The sequence below is a fragment of the Vagococcus sp. genome (assembly GCF_036639995.1).
Taxonomy (GTDB): domain Bacteria; phylum Bacillota; class Bacilli; order Lactobacillales; family Vagococcaceae; genus Vagococcus.
The window spans coordinates 48,782-66,983 of record NZ_JAVWHO010000005.1 but is presented as its reverse complement, the minus strand read 5'-3'; the positions used below and the strand labels follow the sequence as shown (position 1 = coordinate 66,983).

At 34.5% G+C, this 18,202-nt stretch carries 19 protein-coding genes; 17 read left to right on the top strand and 2 right to left on the bottom strand.

The genetic code is table 11. The features are described 5' to 3' along the window. Positions 1 to 5: 5 nt before the first annotated feature. From RR554_RS03165 to RR554_RS03150, 4 genes are all read left to right on the top strand, one after another. A complete protein-coding gene (locus RR554_RS03165; RefSeq protein WP_332462745.1) occupies positions 6 to 992 on the top strand; it encodes a thiamine pyrophosphate-dependent dehydrogenase E1 component subunit alpha in 987 nt (328 codons plus the stop codon). Positions 993 to 1,022: 30 nt separating this feature from the next. After that, positions 1,023 to 2,009 (top strand): alpha-ketoacid dehydrogenase subunit beta, encoded by a 987-nt coding sequence (locus RR554_RS03160; RefSeq protein WP_332462746.1) that lies wholly within the window; start codon positions 1,023 to 1,025, stop codon positions 2,007 to 2,009. A gap of 30 nt (positions 2,010 to 2,039) precedes the next feature. Beyond that, positions 2,040 to 3,320 carry a dihydrolipoamide acetyltransferase family protein gene (locus tag RR554_RS03155; RefSeq protein ID WP_332462747.1) on the top strand — a complete coding sequence of 427 codons (1,281 nt, stop codon included), beginning with the start codon at positions 2,040 to 2,042 and terminating at the stop codon, positions 3,318 to 3,320. 138 nt (positions 3,321 to 3,458) lie between these two features. Then, positions 3,459 to 4,511 (top strand): PTS sugar transporter subunit IIC, encoded by a 1,053-nt coding sequence (locus RR554_RS03150; RefSeq protein ID WP_332462748.1) that lies wholly within the window; start codon positions 3,459 to 3,461, stop codon positions 4,509 to 4,511. A gap of 17 nt (positions 4,512 to 4,528) precedes the next feature. On the opposite strand, the gene RR554_RS03145 is transcribed toward RR554_RS03150, so the two are convergent. Then, positions 4,529 to 5,425 carry a LysR family transcriptional regulator gene (locus RR554_RS03145; RefSeq protein ID WP_332462749.1) on the bottom strand — a complete coding sequence of 299 codons (897 nt, stop codon included), beginning with the start codon at positions 5,423 to 5,425 and terminating at the stop codon, positions 4,529 to 4,531. A 203-nt stretch (positions 5,426 to 5,628) separates the two neighbouring features. Here RR554_RS03145 and RR554_RS03140 point away from each other — a divergent pair, with 203 nt between their 5' ends. From RR554_RS03140 to RR554_RS03130, 3 genes are all read left to right on the top strand, one after another. After that, the gene (locus RR554_RS03140) at positions 5,629 to 6,570 is read left to right on the top strand and encodes a 2-dehydropantoate 2-reductase (RefSeq protein WP_332462750.1); all 942 of its coding nucleotides are present in this window, start codon (positions 5,629 to 5,631) and stop codon (positions 6,568 to 6,570) included. Between the two features lie 122 nt (positions 6,571 to 6,692). Continuing rightward, positions 6,693 to 7,874, top strand: a complete 1,182-nt coding sequence (locus RR554_RS03135; protein ID WP_332462751.1) for an iron-containing alcohol dehydrogenase — start codon at positions 6,693 to 6,695, stop codon at positions 7,872 to 7,874. Positions 7,875 to 7,910: 36 nt separating this feature from the next. Then, positions 7,911 to 8,603, top strand: a complete 693-nt coding sequence (locus tag RR554_RS03130) for a putative ABC transporter permease (RefSeq protein WP_332462752.1) — start codon at positions 7,911 to 7,913, stop codon at positions 8,601 to 8,603. Between the two features lie 70 nt (positions 8,604 to 8,673). Here the strand turns inward: RR554_RS03130 and RR554_RS03125 are convergent, their stop codons facing one another. After that, complete coding sequence (locus RR554_RS03125) at positions 8,674 to 10,020, bottom strand: CitMHS family transporter (protein ID WP_332467402.1); 1,347 nt, start codon at positions 10,018 to 10,020, stop codon at positions 8,674 to 8,676. Between the two features lie 353 nt (positions 10,021 to 10,373). Here RR554_RS03125 and RR554_RS03120 point away from each other — a divergent pair, with 353 nt between their 5' ends. The 10 genes from RR554_RS03120 to RR554_RS03075 are packed head-to-tail and all read left to right on the top strand — an operon-like array spanning position 10,374 to position 18,117. Further along, complete coding sequence (locus RR554_RS03120; RefSeq protein ID WP_332467401.1) at positions 10,374 to 10,706, top strand: hypothetical protein; 333 nt, start codon at positions 10,374 to 10,376, stop codon at positions 10,704 to 10,706. Between the two features lies 1 nt (position 10,707). Beyond that, complete coding sequence (locus RR554_RS03115; RefSeq protein WP_332462755.1) at positions 10,708 to 11,106, top strand: acetyl-CoA carboxylase biotin carboxyl carrier protein subunit; 399 nt, start codon at positions 10,708 to 10,710, stop codon at positions 11,104 to 11,106. Between the two features lie 38 nt (positions 11,107 to 11,144). Beyond that, entirely contained in the window at positions 11,145 to 12,266 is a 1,122-nt protein-coding gene (locus RR554_RS03110) for a sodium ion-translocating decarboxylase subunit beta (RefSeq protein WP_332462756.1), read from the top strand. Between the two features lie 38 nt (positions 12,267 to 12,304). After that, positions 12,305 to 12,442, top strand: coding sequence for an OadG-related small transporter subunit (locus RR554_RS03105; protein WP_332462757.1), 138 nt, complete (start codon positions 12,305 to 12,307; stop codon positions 12,440 to 12,442). 34 nt (positions 12,443 to 12,476) lie between these two features. Beyond that, positions 12,477 to 13,463, top strand: coding sequence for a [citrate (pro-3S)-lyase] ligase (gene citC, locus RR554_RS03100; protein WP_332462810.1), 987 nt, complete (start codon positions 12,477 to 12,479; stop codon positions 13,461 to 13,463). A 2-nt stretch (positions 13,464 to 13,465) separates the two neighbouring features. Then, complete coding sequence (gene citD, locus RR554_RS03095) at positions 13,466 to 13,780, top strand: citrate lyase acyl carrier protein (protein ID WP_332462758.1); 315 nt, start codon at positions 13,466 to 13,468, stop codon at positions 13,778 to 13,780. Further along, positions 13,768 to 14,655: a citrate (pro-3S)-lyase subunit beta gene (citE, locus tag RR554_RS03090; protein WP_332462759.1), complete on the top strand. Its 888-nt coding sequence runs from the start codon at positions 13,768 to 13,770 to the stop codon at positions 14,653 to 14,655. The genes citD and citE overlap by 13 nt, the downstream gene beginning before the upstream one ends. Before the next feature lies 1 nt (position 14,656). Further along, positions 14,657 to 16,189 carry a citrate lyase subunit alpha gene (gene citF, locus RR554_RS03085; RefSeq protein ID WP_332462760.1) on the top strand — a complete coding sequence of 511 codons (1,533 nt, stop codon included), beginning with the start codon at positions 14,657 to 14,659 and terminating at the stop codon, positions 16,187 to 16,189. After that, positions 16,182 to 16,742 carry a citrate lyase holo-[acyl-carrier protein] synthase gene (gene citX / locus RR554_RS03080; RefSeq protein ID WP_332462761.1) on the top strand — a complete coding sequence of 187 codons (561 nt, stop codon included), beginning with the start codon at positions 16,182 to 16,184 and terminating at the stop codon, positions 16,740 to 16,742. The genes citF and citX overlap by 8 nt, the downstream gene beginning before the upstream one ends. After that, positions 16,726 to 18,117: an oxaloacetate decarboxylase subunit alpha gene (locus tag RR554_RS03075; protein ID WP_332462762.1), complete on the top strand. Its 1,392-nt coding sequence runs from the start codon at positions 16,726 to 16,728 to the stop codon at positions 18,115 to 18,117. Before citX ends, RR554_RS03075 begins: the two co-directional genes overlap by 17 nt. Positions 18,118 to 18,202 lie beyond the last annotated feature (85 nt).

Here is an 18,202-nt window from a genome sequence, read left to right as displayed (position 1 = left end):
TATAAATGAAAACATTAAAAAAATCAGGTCTAAGTAAAGAAGAGATTATCCAAGCATACCGTGAGGTGTTAAGAGGACGTCGTTTAGACGAACGTTTATGGCAACTAACAAGAATTGGTAAAACATCATTTAATATTTCAGGTCAAGGTGCAGAGGTAGCACAAGTAGCAATGGCTATGGCTTTTGACCATGAAAAAGACTATTTTCTACCATACTACCGTGACATGACAGCATGTCTTGTATGGGGAATGACACCAAAAGATATTTTAATGGGTTCATTTGGTAAAGACGCAGATCCATCTTCACACGCTCGCCAAATGCCTAACCACTATGGTTCAAAAGAGCATAATATTGTGTCATTTGCATCAACAGTAAGTACTCAAATGCCACTTGCAACTGGTGTTGCTTACTCAGCTCAACTAGAAAAATCTGATTTTGTAACATTAACGACAACTGGTGAAGGTTCAGCAAACCAAGGGGAAGTTCAAGAAGCAATGAACTTTGCTGGTGTTAAAAAATTACCATTAATCTTTGTTGTCGAAAATAATAAATATGCCATCTCAGTGCCAATCGAAGAACAATATGCAAATGAATTTATGTCAGATCGTGCGCATGGTTACGGATTTGAAGGTATCTCAGTAGACGGAAATGATTTTACTGAAGTTTACTTAACTTTCAAAAAAGCTGTAGAAGATGCTCGTGCTGGCAATGGATCTAAATTAATTGAACTTAGAGTATCTCGTTTAACATCTCACTCTGCTGATGATGACCAAACAATTTATCGTTCTAAAGAAGAAATTGAATCAATGAAACAAAAAGATCCAATTGACGCAATGGTGAAACAATTAATCGCAGAAAAATATCTAACAGAAGATGAATTAGCGAAAATTGATGAAGAAGTTCGTGCAGAAGTAGATGCAGCAACTGATGAAGCAGAAGCTATGCCAGAACCAACAGCAGAATCATTATACGACGAAGTTTACGCTAAATAATTAACAGATAAAAGAGAGGATTGAATAACAATGGCTGAAATGACATATTTAGAGGCAATTAATTTAGGAATATCTGAAGAAATGGGTCGCGACGAAAAAGTTGTAATTTTCGGAGAAGACGTTGGTGGAGATAAAGGTGGCGTGTTCGGCGTTACTAAAGGACTAGCTGCAAAATATGGTGACGATAGATGTTTCAACACACCATTAACAGAAGGGTTAATCGGAGGCTTGGCAATTGGTTTAGGCCTTAGAGGTTACCGTGCCATCGGAGAATTCCAATTTGCGGATTATATTTTACCAGCAACAAACCAAATTTTATCAGAAGCTCGTACAATGCGTTACCGTACTAAAGGAGATTGGACAGCACCTATTGTTTACCGTACGCCTTATGGTGGTGGTGTTCGTGGTGGACTTTATCACTCTCAATCAACTGAAAAAGTATTCTTTGGACAACCAGGATTACGTATTGTGACACCATCTAATCCATATGATGCAAAAGGTATGATTAAAGCTGCAATCAGATCAGATGATCCAGTTATTTTCTACGAACATAAACGTTTATATCGTCTACTTAAAGCAGACGTTCCTACAGATGATTACATTGTACCAATCGATAAAGCAAATGTTGTTCGTGAAGGTAGCGATATTACAGTTATCGCTTACGGCATGATGCTACAATATGCAATGTCAGCAGCTGAAAAATTAGCTGAAGAAGGTATTGATGCAGAAGTAGTTGACGTTCGTTCTCTTTATCCATTAGATAGAGAAACATTAGTAAACGCTGCTAAGAAAACAGGTAAAGTATTATTAGTTTCAGAAGATAACAAGGAAGGTGCAATCATTAGCGAAATCGCAGCAATGATTTCAGAAGATGCATTATTTGAATTAGACGCACCAATCCAACGTTTAGCTGGACCAGATGTTCCTGCTATGGGATACGCATTACCACTTGAAAGAGAATTCTTAGTGAATGAAGAACAAGTAACTAATGCAATGAGAGAATTAGCAGAGTTTTAATTTTAGTCTTATAGGAGGATGATGATAGATATGGCAATAAAAGAAATCTTACTACCTAGTTTAGGTGAAAGTGTAACAGAAGCATCAGTAGTACAATGGTTGGTTCAACCAGGAGACACAGTTAAACGATACGCTCCATTAATGGAGGTTGTTTCAGATAAAGTAACAACAGAAGTTCCATCTGATTTTGATGGAGTTGTAAAAGAATTTTTAGTAGAACTTGATACTGATTATCCAATTGGTACAGTATTAATGACTTTAGAAGTTGAAGGAGCAGAAGATACACCGGCAGCACCAGTTGCTGAAAAAGAAGCAGCACCAGCTCCAGTTGCAGCGACTCAAGAAAAAGTTGAAAAACCAGTAGCACCAGCTAAACCAGCAGGAGCAGCAGCAGGCCGTTTTTCACCAGCAGTTTTAAAATTAGCAGGTGAAAAAGGAATTGACTTATCTCTTGTAACGGGTACTGGTAAAGAAGGTCGTATTACTCGTAAAGATATCTTAAACTTTGTTCCAGGAGCAGCAGTGGTAGCACCAGTTATTGAAGAAACACCAGCTCCAGTAGCTCAAGCAGCACCAACTCCAAAAGCTGCAGCACCAGTTGTTGCAAGTGGCAACGATGAAATTGTTCCAGCTGATGGCGTTAGAAAAGCAATTGCTAAGAAAATGGTTCAATCTGTGAATGAAATTCCTCACGCTTGGATTATGGTTGAAGCAGACGTGACTAACATCGTTAACTTACGTAATAGTGTTAAAAATGACTTCAAAAAACAAGAAGGTATTTCTCTAAGCTTCTTCCCATTCTTTGCTAAAGCAGTTGTTCAAGCAATGAAGAAAAATCCGAAAATCAATACGTCATGGCAAGATGGTAATATCGTTTACCATAAAGATATTAATCTTTCAATTGCTGTGACAACAGATGACAATCTATTTGTACCAGTTATCCATCAAGCTGATAACTTATCACTAGCTGGACTTACAAAAGAAATTAACCGTTTAGCATCTGATGTTCGTAGTGGCTCACTTTCAAATGCAGATATGCAAGGTGGAACATTCACATTAAACAACACAGGTAGCTTAGGTTCAGTTCAATCAATGGGAATTATCAATCACCCACAAGCAGCAATCTTACAAGTTGAATCAATTAACAAACGTATTGTGCCAACTAAAGATGGCGGATTTAAAACAGCAGACATGGTTAACTTATGTCTATCAATCGATCACCGTATCTTAGATGGCCAACAAGCAGGTAAATTCTTGAAAGACATCAAAGAAAACTTAGCAAGATTCTCAAGCGAAGCAGACATTTATTAAGCTTTACACTAGGAAAAGATTTTCCGCACGATGCGGAAAATCTTCTTCCTTAAGATATTTATTTAAATAACTAAGTGCAATAATTCTCAAGGTTTATTTTTATTCGTTAAAAATTTTAAAAAAATAGGGGAAATTACCATGACAAACGAAGCTGTACAACCAAAAATGACGCCGAAAATCTTTTTTAACAAATTACTAGCTGGAACAGCACAAGGAACAATTATCGCTTTGATTCCAAATGCTGTGTTAGGAGCTATTTTAAAATATTTTGCTGATATCGCTATTATTCAAATGATTATCCATGCTGCTCAAATTTTCCAAGTAGCAACGCCACTTATTATTGCAGCATTAATTGCCAAACAATTCGATTTAACACCGCCAAAAATGATGATTGTTGGTGGAGCTGCTTTTGCTGGGTCTGGTGTAATTAAATTTAACCCAGAAATCAAAGGTTTTGTCGCTGCAGGTACAGGTGATATTATTAATATCATGATTACTGCTGCAGTTGCTGTTTTAATGATGATGTGGATTAAGAGCAAATTTGGTTCTGTTGAAATTATTGCTTTACCGATTGTAGTTGGAATTGGCGCAGGACTTATCGGAATGCTAACTTATCCATATGTGACTCAAATTACTGCAGTTATTGGTAATGTCATCAATACCTTTACTGATTTCCAACCAATTGTTGCAAGTATCTTGATTGCTTGTTCATTTGCAGCATTAATTATTTCACCAATTACAACTGTTGCAATTGGTATGGCGATTCAACTTAATGGTGTATCTGCCGGTGCCGCAGCGATGGGAATTGCCGCAACAACTATCGTTTTAGTTATTAATTCATGGAAAGTTAACGAATCAGGTGTCACACTAGCTGTTGCACTTGGTGGAATGAAAATGATGATGCCAAACCTTTTCAAATATCCAATTATTTTAGTACCATGTTTATTTACAGCAGCTATTTCAGCTATTCCAGTTGCACTATTTAACATTTCAGGAACACCCAACTCGGCTGGATTTGGATTAGTAGGATTAGTAGGACCACTAGCTTCATTAGATGCAGGATTAAATGTTGTTTTATTAATTGTTTCTTGGTTTATTATTCCAATTGCTGTGGGTCTTTTATCTAAATTCTTATTTGAAAAAGTATTAAAACTTTATGACAGTAGTGTTGTCTTTAAATATCAAGGATAATAAAAAAATCGAGATTATTAATTGTTCTTAATAATCTCGATAAAATCCTTTATGTCTCTAGTGATATGATAATCTTTTCTAAGAGCAATGCCGATTGGAAAATAATCATATTTATCGACTAATGGAATCCATTTTACTCGGTCGCTTTTACCGACTTCTCGGTATTCAATTGGTAAAATACAAATAGATTGGTTTTTATTAATACTATGCAGTAAAACTTGTAAGTCATCATTGTGTAAGACGATGTTAGGTTTGTAACCACAATCACTTGCTCGGTCAATCAGTAGTCTTCCTAACATGAAGTTAGTTGTTAAAGATGAAAAGCGTTGACCTTCTAAGTCTTTAAAAGTTAATTCTTTTTTCTTAGAAAGAGGGTTATCTTCTGGAACAACAACGTGGACATTGTATCCTTTAGTTGATGTACCTAGAGGCTCGATAGTCAGTGTTTCTGGATAGAGGTTTGGAAATGAAATTAAACCAACATCTAGTTCATTTTGATTAAGTAAACCTTGTAAGTAAGGTGAACCATCTTGTTTAATAACAAGATCTACATGGGGATGTGTTGCAAGATATAGTGAAATTTCTTTCATGAATTGAACTGAAAAAAGTGTAGTGATACCTAATTTGATTTGCTTCTTTTTTTCAGTTGGATTTTCGTTCATGTTGTGGATATCTACAACTAATTGGTCAAAATCCTCAACAATTTGTTGACCATGATCATATAAATAAAGCCCAGTATTGGTTAACTGAAAGGGTTTATCAGTATGTGTGAAGAGTGACGTTCTCAACTCATTTTCCAACTTTTTAAGAGCTAAGGATAAAGTGGGTTGTGTGACAAATAAATTTCTTGCCGCAGCAGATAAGTTGTTTGTATTTGCAATTTCGATAAAATATTTTAATTGTTGAATATTCATAAAATCACCTTTCAATTTGTTTAAAAAAACGGTTCCATTTTTACACCGCAAAAAAAGGCATATCAAAATGCACCCTCTACTCTAGATTCTACCACAAAAAAAATTGTTTTAAAGTATTCTTTTTATTATTAATTTTTTCTCTTTTTTTTGTTAAAATAGAAATGAAAATTTCAAAAAAATATTACATACAGGAGTGAAACAATATGAAAATTATTATCGCAGGCGCAGGTGCAATGGGAAGTCGTTTTGGATTAATGCTTCATCAAGCTAAAAATGATGTTATCTTAGTTGATGGCTGGCAAGAACATATCGACAACATTAAGCGTGATGGATTAAAAGCTAATTTCAATGGAGAAGAAGTAGCAGAAAATATTGCTATTTATCATCAAGATGAAGTTTCAAACGTTGATTTCTCTGCTGACTTAGTTATTCTATTTACAAAAGCTATGCAATTAGATGGCATGCTTAAATCAATTAAAAACATGATTGGTGAAAATACGAAAGTATTATGCTTATTAAATGGAATTGGTCACGAAGATGTGATTAAAAAATATGTACCATTAAGTAGTATTTTATTAGGAAATACTATGTGGACAGCAGGACTTGAAGGACCAGGTAGAGCTAAATTATTTGGAAACGGCTCAATTGATTTACAAAACCTTGGAACAGACGGAAAATCAGCTGCTGAAGAAATTATTACTGTTTTAAATGAAGCTAAATTGAATGCAAAATACTCAGACAATATTCTTTCTTCAATCTATAAAAAAGCGTGTGTGAATGGAACAATGAATGGTCTTTGTACTATTTTAGATTCAAACATGGCTGATTTTGGTGAAACTAATGTTGCGGATAATATTGTGGAAAGCATTGTTTCAGAATTTGCAGCAGTTGCAAAAAGAGAAAATGCGACACTGAATGTTGATGAAGTATTAGCTCAAATAAAAACATGTTATAATCGTGAAACAATTGGCTTACATCATCCTTCAATGTACCAAGATTTAATGATTAATAATCGTTTAACAGAAATTGATTTTATCAATGGTGCTATTGTTCGAAAAGGAAAAGAATACGGCATTAGCACACCGTACTGCTCATTCTTAACTGAGTTAGTTCATGCCAAAGAACAAATTCTAGGCGCAAAATAGAAATACTAAAGGAGTTGACCTTGTTGTCAGCTCTTTTTTTGCTTTTTTATTTCTAAATGATTGACTTATAAAGTTGAAACGAGGAAAATTAGATTATAGTATTCGAAGGGAGCTTTTTTAACATGGAAAATTTTAATTTTAAAGTTGAAACAAACATTTTATTTGGAAAAGGACAAGTTTCCAAATTGCCTAACGTATTAAATGAGTTTGGAAAAAATGTCTTACTTGTTTATGGTGGAGGAAGTATTAAGAGAAATGGTTTGTATGATACGATCCAAGAACTTTTAGGAAAAGATTTTAATCTCTTTGAATTGTCTGGAGTAGAACCAAATCCAAGAGTATCAACGGTTAGAAAAGGGGCAGAACTTTGCCGCGAGCATCATATTGATGTCTGTTTAGCAGTTGGAGGTGGCTCAACAATCGATTGTACTAAAGCCATAGCAGCAGCAACTTTTTATCAAGGGGATCCTTGGGATTTTACAAGTGATAGTCGTTTAGTGACACAAGCATTGCCAATAGTAACCATTCTAACGATTGCAGCAACTGGTTCTGAGATGAATGGTGGTTCAGTATTAACCAATGCTGATACAAAAGAAAAATTGAGTTTTGGTTCTCGAAAAGTTGTTCCAAAAGTCTCTATTTTGGACCCAACATACACATTCTCAGTACCTAACTACCAAACATTAGCAGGTTCATCAGATATCTTAAGTCATTTATTTGAAAATTACTTTAATAAAACAACTGATACAATGGTACAAGATGGCATTGCGGAAGGGTTAATGAGAACCGTGTATCATTACACACCAATTGCTCTTGAAAATCCAGAAAATTATGATGCACGAGCTAACTTAATGTGGGCAAGCTCGTTAGCACTAAATGGATTAACAGGTTCAGGTAAATCAGGAATTTGGTCTTGTCATGGTATGGAGCATGAGTTAAGTGCCTATTATGATATTACTCATGGTATTGGTTTAGCTATTATTACGCCAAGATGGATGAAACATATTTTAAGTGAAAAAACAGCTGAACGCTTTGCAGAGTTTGGACATCGAGTGTTTGACCTTGAAAAAGATACCAATCCTATGAAAACAGCAGAAAAAGCCATTGAGTTGACGTATCAAACGTTTAAAGAGTGGGGAGTTCCAATGACGCTAGGTGAAGTTGGAATTGATAATAAATTATTAGATGAAATGGCAGAGCAGACCGTAAAACATAAAGAATTAACAACAGAAGCTTATGTATCATTAGAAAAAGAAGATGTGCTAGCTATTTTTGAAGCATCTCTTAAAGAAATGACATTTTAAACATCTGAAGGGAGTGATTCTTTGCAGCATTATTTCATGATTTTTATAACATATGCCGTTATAGGTTGGTTGTGGGAAAGTGTGTTTTGCTCATTTAAGGCAAAACATTTTGTCTACCGAGGATTTTTATTAGGACCTTATTGTCCAGTGTATGGATTTGGTGTTGTTGCAGTATTGTTGCTAATACCAAAAGAATACGGAACCTTATTAAATCTCTATTTCAATATAGTTGTTATTGTAACGATAGTGGAGTATGTAACAAGTTGGTTGCTTGAGAAGTTCTTCAATATGCAGTTATGGGATTACAGTAAAGTCCCTCTCAACATTCACGGGAGAGTAGCTGTTCCAGTTTCAGTATTTTGGGGTATTGGTTGTTTGTTTTTAGTTCAGGTGATTCAACCAAGAGTGGAAGAGATGATTCAATATTTTGGTCAATTAACAAATGGTTGGTTACCAATTATATTGTTTGTTGCCTTTAGTATGGATGTTTTAAGCACGTTACTATTTATTGTAACAACTAAAAAAGAAGTGGAGGCTGTGGTGGATACTTCCGATAGCGAGAATGCAGCAGTGAAGGAGTATCGCTTAAAACATATCTTTATTAATGTGGAAGAGTCAGTTAGTAGAAAACGACTATTAACCAACTTAAGCACCATAAAACCACAGTTAAAACATCGTAACTTACGTCGTATTGTTTCTAATTATCCTAATTTTAAAGTTAAAAAATAATAGAAAGAAACCATCTGTTTTAGGGGAGTAAAACAGATGGTTTCTTTTTTATATCTTATTCAAGGAAGGTTTATTGTGGAATGTAGAATGGTAAGAATCCTAGACCAACTAATGTAACAACAAAAATTACAAAAATGCCTAGTGCCCATTTGGCAGATTCTTTTTGCCATTCACCCATATCAAGACCAGTTAATCTTAATAATAGATAAATGAATGCAACTAATGGGCTTAATAAATGGAACGCTTGTCCCATTAATGACGCTAAAGCCATCTGCATATTTGAGAAACCATAAGAACGACCGGCTTCTGCTAATACTGGTAAAATACCAAAGTAGAAACCATCATTTGAAATGAAGAATGTACCTGGTGCAGAAATTAAGGCAATTACCAAGCCCCAGAATCCAGCTAATTGTTTAGGAATGATTTTAGTGAAACTCATTGCTAAAGCATCAGCCATACCAGAACCTTGGAATAATCCCATAAAGATACCAGCAGCAAATACTAAAATAACTACTTGAACAGCGTCTCCACCGTTAGCACCGATACGTGCTGATTGATCTTTTAAGTTTGGATAGTTAACCATTAAAGCAATACATGTACCTACTAAGAATAATAATAAAGGTGGTAAACCAATAGCTGGAATAAATGAACCAGCAACTAACCAGGCAATTAAAAGAATAGTAAGAATTCCGTTAAAAGCAAAGTTTTTAGGACGTCTGATTTCAAGTAATTCAGGATCTTGAATGGTTGTCATTGTTAAAATTTCATCTTCAGTTAAGTTAACAATTCCTAAACGAGCGCGTTCTTTTTTACCCATTCTAGGAGCAACAAAACAAATAACATATAGTAATGAAAGAATCATACCAGGAATTAAGTAAGATAAAATTTCAGGTCCAACATCTAAAACAGCCATTGCACGAGCAGTTGGTCCTCCCCATGGTAGTAAATTCATAATTGTGTTTTGTAAAATAACCAAAACAGCTAAGTTCATTAATTTCATGTCTAATTTTTTGTAAATCGGAATAAATGCAGAACAAGTAATTAAAGTTGTTGTTGTTCCGTCTCCATTTAACGAAACAGCAGCTGCTACAACAGCAGTTGCAATTAAAACTTTCATTGGATCGCCTTTTGCAAAACGAATCATTTTTTCCGTGATTGGATCAAATAATCCTGCATCTAGCATAATTGAGAAATAAAGAATTGCAAATAATAACATGATACCTGTATTGGAAGTTGTTTTTACCCCTTCCATTACAAAATCTCCAATATTTCCTTTCTTAGCAACGCCAGCTACCATAGCAATGATTGTAAAGACTAATGGCACGATGACAAGTGAAGTAAACGGTGATAATTTTTTCTTCATAATGGCATACATGAAAACGATAATCATTGCATAAGCTAAAATAGTTAATAACATACTCTCTCTCCTTTTCTATTTTGCCTACCAACATTGTGAACACATGAATGATTGTTTTTTTGTGCTATTGGTAATGCTTACATAGATGTTACAACTTTTTTTGTATAAAAATGTATAATTTAAAATTAAAAAACACAAAAAAAACACTAAAAACATATGCTTGTTAAATTAAAGTTAATTAAAAGTTAAAAAAAGGTTAAATCTTTAAAAACGTTGATATATCAAGGTTCTAAATCAATTTAAAGAATTATATCGAATAAAAAACAACAAAAGAACACTGATATATCAGTAATTGTCAATAAATGACTCTATAATAAATGTAAATCAAGAAAAGAAAGGGAGGAAGAATGGAGATGGGTTTGTTAGACTTTTTTTTCAAACGAAACGAGCAAGAATTAGAAAAGAATCAATCACCATCATTAGAATCTGAAAACGTTTCAAACAAGTATGTTGATATAGAACCTTATATAGAAACAACAGACGAAAAAGAGACGAAAATAGTAAGTATTCTAGCAACAAGCATTGCTAGTGGGGATTCACCAGAGTCAAAATTTGTTGTAAAAAAAGTAATGAAACGAAATCCTGAAGCAAGAAAGATAGCTATTATTGCTTCAAGTATTGCTGCAACAGAATCAGCTGACTCAAAACTAGTTGTTAAAAAAATTCAAAAGAGAAAGGAAGATTAGAATGTTAAGAAAGTTCAAAATCAGAGTTGATGGAGAAGAGTATTTAGTAGAAATGGAAGAAATTGGAGGAACACCCGTAGCGCCAGTGGCACCAGTTGCAGCTCCAGTAGCACCTGCGGTAGAAGCAGCTCCAGTAGCAGAGGCAGCACCAACTCCTGCAGCACCAACATCAGCACCATCAGCTGGCGATAAAACGTTAGATGCACCAATGCCAGGAACTATTTTAAAATTATTAGTTAATGTAGGTGATACTGTATCTGAAAATCAACCATTATTAATTTTAGAAGCAATGAAAATGGAAAATGAAATTGTTTGTAAATCAAATGGTGTCGTAAAAGGAATTCACGTAACACAAGGTCAAGTTGTTAATGCTGGAGATGCATTAATTACTGTTGAATAAAAGGTTGTTAAAAAAATAGAAAAAAGGAAGTGACGTAGGTGGAATCATTAATAGCAGGTATAGCTTCTATTACGATGGGTCAAATTGTCATGATGGCCATCGGATGCGTTTTAATGTATTTAGGAATTAAGAAAGAGTATGAACCAACTTTACTTGTACCAATGGGATTAGGAACATTATTAGTAAACTTTCCGGGTACAGGTGTACTAACACAAACTGTGAATGGCTCAGAAGCTGAAGGTGTTTTAGATATTCTATTTAAAGCAGGAATCAGTACTGAATTATTCCCATTATTAATCTTTATTGGAATCGGAGCAATGATTGACTTTGGTCCATTGTTACAAAATCCATTCATGCTATTATTTGGAGCTGCGGCTCAATTTGGTATTTTCTTTACAATTGTTGTCGCTATTTTCTTTGGTTTTGATATTAAAGAAGCAGCATCAATTGGTATTATCGGAGCAGCGGATGGTCCAACAGCTATCTTTGTTTCCAATCAATTAGCGCCTAAATTACTGGGGCCAATAACCGTAGCAGCATATTCGTATATGGCACTTGTTCCTATTATTCAACCAATAGCAATCAAGGCTGTAACAACTAAAAAAGAACGTCAAATTAGAATGACTTACAAAGCTGAAAGTGTTTCTAAAATGACTAAAATTTTATTCCCTATTATCATAACAATCGTCGCTGGATTTATCTCTCCTATTTCATTACCATTAGTTGGTTTCTTAATGTTTGGTAACTTGCTAAGAGAATGTGGTGTGCTGGATCGTTTATCACTTACAGCACAAAATGAATTAGTAAACATAGTAAGTATCCTTTTAGGATTAACTATTTCTGTCAAAATGCAAGCTGAATTATTCTTAAATGTTCAAACATTAATGATTATTGCCTTTGGTTTGGTAGCATTTATTATGGACTCAGTTGGTGGTGTGTTGTTTGCCAAATTAATCAATCTATTTAGAAAAGAAAAAATCAATCCAATGATTGGTGCAGCTGGTATTTCAGCATTCCCAATGTCAAGTCGTGTTATTCAAAAAATGGCAACTGAAGAAGATCCTCAAAACTTTGTCTTAATGTATGCCGTTGGAGCAAACGTTTCTGGACAAATCGCGTCAGTTATTGCTGGTGGATTATTATTAGGTTTCTTTAGCTAAAAATGAAAGACATGATATAGAAAGCGAAGGTGAAATAAATGAGCGTAGATATGGAAGCATTGAAATTAGCAGGTGAATTGATGTTGTTTGGTATGGGTGGCGTCTTTTTAGTACTATTCGTTTTATTCTTAGTTTCTAAAATGTTGCTAAAAGTTTTCCCAGCAAGCAAAGAATAATAAAAAAAGAAAACAGGTGAAAAAAATGTTTGAGATTAAGCGGATTTGGTTAAATCGAGATAAAAAACTATTGAATGAATGGTCAGAACTTTTAATGTCAAATAACTTAATGGTAGATACCCAAGTGGATTATACTATTGGTATTTTTGATAAGGACCAATTAATCGGTACTGCGTCGCTATATCAAAACATTATCAAGTGTGTCTCGATTTCTAATCAGTATCAAGGTAATGATTTGTTAGCTAAACTAATAACTTATTTACTTGATTACTTGAAAGAACAAACAGTTTTTCATGTGTTTTTATATACTAAACCTGAATCAGCAATTTTATTTGAGTCTTTGGGATTCAAACAAATTATTGAAACAGAACACGTTGTTTTTATGGAGTTAGGTTATCCTGATTTTAAGGATTACCTTACTTCTATCAACGAAAAAAAGGTGAACACCAAACAGGCAAGTGGCATTGTAATGAATGCTAATCCATTCACTTTAGGCCATTTTTACTTAATTGAAAAAGCTGCGAGTGAAAATGAATGGGTTTACGTTTTCGTTGTGTCAGAGGATCGTTCAGAATTTTCAACAGAAGAAAGAACGACTCTTGTAAAAAAAGGATGCGCTTCACTTAGTAATGTGACTGTTTTGCCGACTGAGCAATATCAAGTATCTTCTGCTACTTTTCCAAGTTACTTTTTAAAAGAGCAAGCGGAGTTAGATATCTCAGCTGTTCAAGCAAGATTAGATGCCAAATTGTTCAAACAATATATCGCAAAAAATTTAGGAATTACAAAACGATATGTTGGAAATGAACCTTACTCTGAAGTAACCAATATTTATAACGGAGCAATGCAAGAAGAATTTGGAGATGAGCTTGAACTTATTATTTTAGACCGAAAACAAATCGATTCTGAGATAATAAGTGCGACAAAAGTCAGACAAGCGTATGGACAAAGAGATTTTGAAAAGCTTAAAAAAATGGTACCAGAAACCACGTATAATTATTTAAAAACTAGAGGAGAATGAACATGGAAATCAAAAAAACAGCTTCTGCTGGCACTTTAGAATCTAGTGACATTATGATCACGATTCAAACAAGTGACACAGAAGGAATCAGTTTACATCTAGAAAGTAGCGTTGAAAAGCAATTTGGAAGAAGAATCAAAGAAGTTATCACAAAATCATTAGAAAACTTAAACGTTTCTTCTGCTAAAGTCGTAGCTATTGATAAAGGCGCACTAGATTGTACGATTATGGCAAGAACAATTACTGCTGTACATCGCGCGTCAAGAGAAGATATTAATCAATACGATTGGAAGGAGATTGACTCATGGAACGTTTAAGAAGAACAATGATGTTTGTACCTGGTGCAAATGCTGCAATGTTAAGAGATGCTGCCCTATATGGTGCAGATTCAGTGATGTTTGACTTAGAAGATGCAGTTTCTTTAAAAGAAAAAGATTCAGCTAGAACTTTAGTTCACTTTGCTTTAAAAACATTTGATTACTCAAATGTTGAAACAGTGGTAAGAATTAATGGTCTTGATACAGTAGGTGCCCAAGACGTTGAAGCAATGGTGCTTGCAGGAGTTAATGTTATTCGTCTGCCAAAAACTGAAACAGCTCAAGATATCATTGATGTTGAAGCAGTTATTGAAAAAGTCGAAAAAGAAAACAATATTCCTGTTGGACGTACAAAAATGATGGCAGCTATTGAATCAGCTGAAGGTACATTAAACGCACGAGAAATCGCTTTAGCTTCTGATCGTTTAATTGGTATTGCCTTAGGTGCCGAAGATTATGTTACTAACATGAAAACCAAAAGACACCCAGATGGTCAAGAATTATTCTTTGCTAGAAGTTATATCCTACACGCTGCAAGAGCAGCAGGTATTGCGGCAATTGATACAGTTTACTCTGATGTTAATAATATGGAAGGTTTTGCTAATGAAGTCAACTTAATTAAACAGTTAGGCTTTGACGGCAAATCAGTCATTAACCCTCGTCAAATTCCAGTGGTGAATGGTATTTACGCACCAACGGAAAAAGAAATTCAACATGCTAAAGAAGTTATTTGGGCGATTCGTGAAGCCGAAGAAAAAGGTTCTGGTGTTATCGCGTTAAACGGTAAAATGATTGATAAACCAATTGTTGAACGTGCTGAAAGAGTGATAGCTTTAGCAAAAGCAGCAAAATTAATTTCTGAGGAGGAGTTATAAAATGAGTCAAAATAAATTAGGTAGAGACATTCCTCAAGAATTTGCAGATCAATTTGGAATTTTTGATGGTGAATTAGCACAAATTAAACCTTATAAAGAACATAGTCGTAATATTAATCCAGTTAAACCAAGAGATACTAAAATTTTAGGTAGTATTAAAGAAGCTATCGAGAAAACTGGTTTAAAAGATGGTATGACAATTTCATTCCATCACCATTTTAGAGAAGGTGACTTTGTGATGAACATGGTCATGGAAGCTATCGCTGAAATGGGAATTAAAAATCTATCCATTGCACCAAGTTCTATTGCAAATGTTCATGCCCCGTTGATTGATCATATTAAAAATGGTGTGGTAACAAATATTACATCAAGTGGATTAAGAGACAAAGTAGGTGCTGCAATTTCTGAAGGTATTATGGAAAATCCAGTCGTGATTCGTTCTCATGGTGGTCGTGCCAGAGCAATTGCTCGTGGCGATGTGAAAATCGATGTTGCTTTCTTAGGAGCTCCAAGCTCAGATGCTTATGGTAATGTGAACGGAACAGTTGGGAAAGCTACATGTGGCTCATTAGGATATGCTATGATTGATGCCAAATATGCAGATCAAGTAGTTATTATTACAGATTATTTAGTAGACTATCCCAATACACCAATCAGCATTCCTCAAACAGATGTTGATTATGTTGTCGAAGTAGACGCAATTGGTGATCCAGATGGTATTGCTAAAGGTGCAACTCGTTTCACTAAAAATCCAAAAGAATTATTAATTGCTGAATACGCGTCAAAAGTGATTACTAAATCACCATACTTTAAAGAAGGTTTCTCATTCCAAACAGGAACAGGTGGTGCATCACTTGCAGTTTCTCGTTTTATGAGAGAAACAATGATCAAAGAAAATGTTGTCGCTGATTTTGCATTAGGTGGTATCACAAATGCTATGGTTGAATTATTAGAAGAAGGATTAGTTAAGAAAATTATTGACGTTCAAGACTTTGATCATCCATCAGCAATTTCGCTAGGAAATTCTGAAAATCACTATGAAATTGATGCTAACTTTTACGCATCTCCATTAAGTAAAGGTGCTGCAATCAATCAATTAGATGTGGCTATTTTATCAGCATTAGAAATTGATACCGATTTTAACGTTAACGTCATTACTGGTTCTGATGGTGTGATTCGTGGTGCTTCTGGTGGACATAGTGACACAAGTGCCGCATGTAAAATGAGTTTAATTATTGCTCCTCTAGTGCGTGGAAGAATACCTACAATCGTTGAGGCTGTCAATACGGTTGTTACACCAGGATCTAGTGTTGATGTAGTTGTTACTGAAATTGGTATTGCTATTAACCCAGCAAGAGAAGATTTGATTGAAGCATTTAAACACTTAGATGTTCCTCAATTTAGTATAAAAGAATTACAAGAGAAAGCTTACGCAATCGTTGGTGTTCCAGATAAAATTGAATATGGCGACAAAACAGTTGCTTTAATCGAATATCGTGATGGAACAATTATCGATGTGGTAAAAAATGTCTAACAATATTTTTAGTGGTGGAAAAGATGTTCAACTTTTGGAAATGCTAGACGCAAGAGAAAAGCGTCAACTAAAGCAGCAACAACTTCTAGAAAAGTCTACCAATGATACACTTATTAGTATGACAATGAATATACCTGGAAGTGTGAAAGTAACAGATGAGCTGATTAAAATTTTTCACTTGGTCTATGATCAAGTGAAAATGGATTGGCAATCTGAATTACTTCATGAAGAACTGCTACCTTTAAAAACAGGATATGAGGGTTATTTTTTAATCAAGGAAAATGCCAGTGTTGTAAAAAAACATTTAATTAATTTGGAAGAAGAATTACCATTTGGTCGGTTATTTGATTTAGATGTTTTAGAATTAAGGCAAGAAGAGTTAGTTGTACTAAGTCGCAAAGATTTTAATTTATCACCAAGAACCTGTTTTATTTGCAAAGAAAATGCCAAAGAATGTGGAAGATCTCGTAGTCATTCTATTGAGGAGCTTCAACTGGCTATTTCAGACTATATTAATGAAAGAAGGGATATGCTAAATGACAAAAGAAGTTAAATTTATGGAAACTGTCTTGCGTGATGGGCAACAAAGTTTGATAGCCACACGTATGCCAATAGATGATATGCTTCCTATCTTAAAAACAATGGATAATGCGGGCTTTTATTCCTTAGAAGTATGGGGAGGCGCTACTTTTGATTCTTGTTTAAGATTCTTAGACGAAGACCCATGGGAAAGATTACGCACAATCCGTAAAGAAGTAAAAAATACGAAATTACAAATGCTATTAAGAGGTCAAAACTTACTTGGTTACAAAAATTACTCAGATGATGTGGTTGAAAAATTTATTGAAAAATCAATCAAAAATGGGATTGATATCATTCGCGTATTTGATGCCTTAAATGATTTAAGAAACCTTGAAACATCCATTAAAGCCATCAAAAAATATGGTGGACATTGTCAAACCGCAATTTCATACACAACAAGTGATGTACATACAGTGGACTATTTTCATAAATTGGCCATTGATATGGCTAATTTAGGCGCAGATTCAATTTGTATTAAAGATATGGCTGGAGTTCTTTTACCAGAAACAGCATATGAATTAGTAAGTAAAATCAAACAAGATGTGAATTTACCAGTTGAAGTTCATACACATGCAACAAGTGGTATTTCAGAAATGACTTACTTAAAAGCTGTGGAAGCTGGTGCAGACATTATTGATACGGCTATTTCACCATTTAGCGGTGGAACCAGTCAACCAGCAACTGAATCAGTAGCGTTTGGTTTACAAAACTTAGGATATGATACTGGTTTAGATATGTCTAAACTAGAAGAAATTTCAGACTATTTTGGTGGGATTCGTGATAAATTTAGAGATGAAGGATTACTTAATCCTAAAGTAAAAGATACACAACCTAAAACGTTGATTTATCAAGTTCCTGGTGGAATGCTTTCTAATCTTTTAAGCCAATTAACAGAGCAAGGAAATGCAGATAAATACGAAATGGTTTTAGAAGAAGTTCCTAAAGTACGTAAAGATATGGGATATCCACCACTTGTAACACCGTTATCACAAATGGTAGGAACGCAAGCTTTAATGAATGTGTTGTCAGGAGAACGTTATAAGCTAGTGCCTTCTGAAATTAAAGATTATGTCAAAGGGTTATACGGCGCATCTCCAGTTCCAATTGAACAAGACATTGTTGAAAAAATTATCGGAGATGATAAAAGAATCACAGGACGTCCAGCTGATTTACTTGAGCCAAGCTTTGAGTCGTTTAAAGATGACATCAAAGAATATGCTAAATCTGATGAAGACGTGTTAAGTTTCGCCTTATTCCCTAAACAAGGAAAAGATTTCTTAGGTAAAAGAGAAGATCCATTTTACGATGTACCAGTCCAAACGGTGGATGTAGAAATCAATTTATAATCATAATAAAAAGTAGTTTCTTATTCTTGTGAGAAACTACTTTTTTTCTAGTCTATACAGGATTCAAAAAAAAAGTTAAGATAGA